The sequence below is a fragment of the Acinetobacter sp. YH16042 genome (assembly GCF_013417245.1).
GTDB lineage: Bacteria > Pseudomonadota > Gammaproteobacteria > Pseudomonadales > Moraxellaceae > Acinetobacter > Acinetobacter amyesii.
In genome coordinates, this window is the sequence record NZ_VPEJ01000062.1 from 1 (window position 1) to 3,758 (window position 3,758).

A 3,758-nucleotide genomic window follows, 5' to 3' on the forward strand; every position below is an offset into this window, starting at 1 on the left:
TAGCCACCATGTATTTATTCGGAAATGGTGTTGTTAAGAACCCCGCAAAAGCAGTCTCTCTTTTTACTCAAGCTGCGAATAAAGGTGATATTACAGCTCGGACAAAGCTTGGATTAATGTATGTAAGAGGAATAATTGTAAAACAAGATATAACTAAGGGAATGTCTTTATTGAGAAGTTCTGCATTAAAAGGTGATAAAGATGCATTGTATCTTATTGAAAAATATAACAAAGAAAATATAGTTAAATAAAATAATTAAATACATCATAGCCATGAAAAATATTTTCAATGGCTATGCTCGCAAGCTAAATATGGTGATTCTTTTTTAAAAATTCTTTTTGCTTTTTTTCCCATAATTCAAAGTGCTTTTTTAGATTTGAAAGAGATCCTTTATAAAAATCACCTTTCAGAGTCATGTCCTTAATGCCGCATCTTTCTGATAAATACATAATATACGTTTCTGGAGAGTCATTTAGTTTGTGGATCACAAAGTTGACAGGAAAAACTAAATCACATGGTTGTCCATTTGGATATGTATTAAATTCTATTGAAGTTTTGATAAATAAGGTATTGTTTAGTCCATCAGATGAATAGTATCTAGTCTCGTAGCTTCCATTAGGAAAGTAAGAATGATGTATTGATTTGAGATCATTAAAATCATTTGGATCTAAATGTATAAATGGATGACAAAAAGTTCTGCGATGTTCCTTTTTGATTACGCCATCTTTATCAAGTAAGAAATATGGATGTGAGTTATAAAGCTTAAGATAAATAATGAAAGCAATAATTACAGAGATAGATATAACGATTGTCATACTTAGATTTATAAAATATTGAATTTATTTGAATTATAGTTATGAATAACAAAAAAGCCTAACAACTTATTTAAGTTATTAAGCTTTTTGTTTGAAACTTTACTAGCCGTGCCTAGATAAACGATATTTGACTCTTACAGTCTGACCTCGCTTGACGGTGCTGCCGGGCTCTGGGCGTTAGCCCTATCTTTAAAGACCATTGAGCACATGAATGGTCTATCTGTAGTATACAGTTATAAATAAAAGTTTACATTAACTTTTGTGATTTTTAGTGATTTTTGGTGACATTGAATGATTTCTAGTTATTTACTGCCCAGTTTTCCTAAAAGACAGATTGCTTCAATTTGTTCACTTATTTCCATTTCTTTAAGTAAGTTATAAGCACTTGTTAAGGTTGTACCACTTGCCAATAAATCATCGACAAGAAGTATAGATTTTCCTTTCATTTCCGTAACTTTTTCAATTTGAGTCGGATCTATTTTCAAAGGACGAATAAACATTCTGTCCTTTGTTGCGACTTCTTTCATAGAAAAAGCTTTATTGGGATTATTGGTTAGATCTCTTTCGAGGGAGCGACGTAAGGCAATGATATCTTTTTTGTATTTTGGGGTTAATGGAAGATCTTGTAGGTCAGAATAGACTTCGAGAATAGTTTTTTTAGAAAAGATATTATTAAGAAGAACTTGCAAAATTATTGTCCCAGCCGACACAGCTGTAGCTCCTCTTAAAAAAGAGGCTTTTTTTTAATCAAACCCGAGTTGCGCTATGATTTTAGGGATCAATCATCTTGTTTCTCCATATCTTAAACAAGCTGATGCGTTGACCTGTGTCAAATATTCAATCATTAAGCACTTAATCAATTGCCTTGTCGTCACCTCAAAAGTCGCATCAATTGATCGGCTGTTTGAGCAATCAAACCAAACATCAAATGACTCATCACCTTAGCGTGACCTCGATAATAAATCACCCGACCGCCAAACTCATCCTTTAAACGGGCATTACTGCGTTCAGCACTGCTACGGGTTTTATATCGCTGTGCTTCCGCTTTGCAAAATTCTATTTTTTCACCCTGACGCTTGTTGTGATCAATCAACGGAACACGACCTCTTGATCTCACAAACTCTCGAATATCCGTACTACAATAACCTGCATCCATCAGCTCATAACATGCCGTAACACGCTGTTCACTCATCAACGATAACGGCAGGGCAACACGACTATCATGAACGACCGCACCCGTCAGATAAGCACTGATCACTACACCACAACATGCTGTATCTAAATGAAGCTTGTAGCCTTTGGTACTCTCAGAATACCCTTTTGAGTTCGTTTTTGTGCCAACAGAACAGCCCGTAGGTAAATCTCGGAGCATTTCAGGAAGTGTCTGTGTGAGTTGAATCTGAATGGCAGTTAATATTTTAGTGGTCAAGGTCTTAGGCGAGTTGAATGCAGGGCGACCTCGTTTTTTGGCAGGCGGTTTTACAACAGGAGGGAGAACTATTTTCTCAACACCTTCGCGTGCTGGAATCATGGTTGCATCACGGCTAATATGACCGATTAACGTATCCGCAAGATTGGACTTCACCATCTGCTCATGAACGCGAGTGGTTAGTTTACGCGCTGCAAATTCAGCAAAAACACGGCTAAATGTCCCTTCGCTGGGTAGTTTTTTATACAGATTGAAGCCGCAAATTCGCCGCAATCTACGATCAACTTCTAGGCGTTCAATCAAGCCCCGTGTGGTGACGATACCAAGTTCAGCTTTTGCAATAAAGGCACATGCCAAAGCGCAGCGGTCAGCAGGAGGTCTTCCCACAGCACACCCTTGATATTGGTATACCAAGGATTCGATGTCACTCCACTCGAGCACACGAATAATGCGTTCGAGCTTTGAGCTGATGCCGTCTAAATCGGCTGCGACTAAAGGAATAAGTTCGTATTGTAAGGCTTGAAACCGTTGTTTGAGAAAAGGGCTTAATGTAGTATTCATGCTGTAGATGTTAGGGTGTTGGTTTAGAAGCTCATTTTAACATCTACAACTTTTTTCAAAAAATGTTAATTCAGGCTGTTTGTGGAGTTTTGCAAGTGCCTCTATATAGAGAAATTGCAGAATTTTTCAAGAAAAATGCAAGGATATTTTGGGCAGAATGGTCAATCGACTTTATAGCTTCAAGACATTGTTTCCTGCAACGCAGTGTTCTATGGCGTTTATTTAAGCAAAATGGATCACTATGTTATTATTACGCCGTTTAAAAAATTCTCTCGATTTAAGCATTTTGCTTACAAGTACCAGGTCCTCATATGATTAAGTGGATTATCCTGGCGATCTTTGTCATTTCTGCGTTTTATATTCAACAACGCGGCAAAGTTCGTCACTCATTTTACCGCCAGTTTTTTGATCACTCGACTTTGCTCGCGCCGATTAATTTTCTGATGTATATGTTTTCTAAAGTGCCAAGTCAGCCTTATATTGACACTCAGCATTTTAAAGATTTGAAAGTCTTGGATGAAAACTGGGAAATGATTCGCGATGAAGCGCAAGCTTTATATGAACAAGGTGGCATCAAAGCGTCGAGTAGTTATGATGATTTAGGTTTTAACTCCTTTTTTAAAACCGGCTGGAAACGTTTCTATTTGAAATGGTATGACTCTGCACATCCTTCTGCGGCAGAGCTTTGTCCTAAAACCACAGAACTGCTGAAAACGTTGCCTTCAATTAAAGCTGCAATGTTTACTGAGCTTGCGCCGGACAGCCGTTTGGTACGTCACCGTGACCCGTATGCTGGTTCATTGCGTTATCACTTGGGGCTACTAACGCCGAATGATGATCGTTGCTTTATTGATGTCGATGGTCAGCGTTATTCATGGCGTGATGGTGAAAGTGTGGTGTTTGATGAAACTTATATTCACTATGCAGAAAATAAGACTGAACAAAACCGCAT

At 37.7% G+C, this 3,758-nt stretch carries 5 protein-coding genes; 2 read left to right on the forward strand and 3 right to left on the reverse strand.

The window, feature by feature from the left end:
• Window positions 1–251, forward strand: a 251-nt coding sequence (locus tag FTV37_RS16580) for a tetratricopeptide repeat protein (protein WP_180064289.1), incomplete at its 5' end; no start/stop codon positions are given.
• 55 nt (window positions 252–306) lie between these two features.
• On the opposite strand, the gene FTV37_RS16585 is transcribed toward FTV37_RS16580, so the two are convergent.
• The 3 genes from FTV37_RS16585 to FTV37_RS16595 form a co-directional block, all read right to left on the reverse strand.
• The gene (locus FTV37_RS16585; RefSeq protein WP_174660746.1) at window positions 307–816 is read right to left on the reverse strand and encodes a hypothetical protein; all 510 of its coding nucleotides are present in this window, start codon (window positions 814–816) and stop codon (window positions 307–309) included.
• A gap of 302 nt (window positions 817–1,118) precedes the next feature.
• Complete coding sequence (locus FTV37_RS18245) at window positions 1,119–1,526, reverse strand: phosphoribosyltransferase (protein ID WP_174660747.1); 408 nt, start codon at window positions 1,524–1,526, stop codon at window positions 1,119–1,121.
• A 161-nt stretch (window positions 1,527–1,687) separates the two neighbouring features.
• Window positions 1,688–2,806 carry an IS1182 family transposase gene (locus FTV37_RS16595; protein WP_004907341.1) on the reverse strand — a complete coding sequence of 373 codons (1,119 nt, stop codon included), beginning with the start codon at window positions 2,804–2,806 and terminating at the stop codon, window positions 1,688–1,690.
• A gap of 311 nt (window positions 2,807–3,117) precedes the next feature.
• Between FTV37_RS16595 and FTV37_RS16600 the strand changes: the two genes are divergently transcribed.
• The coding region (locus tag FTV37_RS16600) for an aspartyl/asparaginyl beta-hydroxylase domain-containing protein (RefSeq protein ID WP_180064290.1) at window positions 3,118–3,758 on the forward strand (641 nt) is incomplete at its 3' end.

What these genes read in the sequence shown, in the direction of transcription:
- FTV37_RS16585 (WP_174660746.1), bottom strand. Translation starts at nt 816, where the DNA reads ATGACAATCGTTATATCTATCTCTGTAATTATTGCTTTCATTATTTAT.
- FTV37_RS16595 (WP_004907341.1), bottom strand. Translation starts at nt 2,806, where the DNA reads ATGAATACTACATTAAGCCCTTTTCTCAAACAACGGTTTCAAGCCTTA.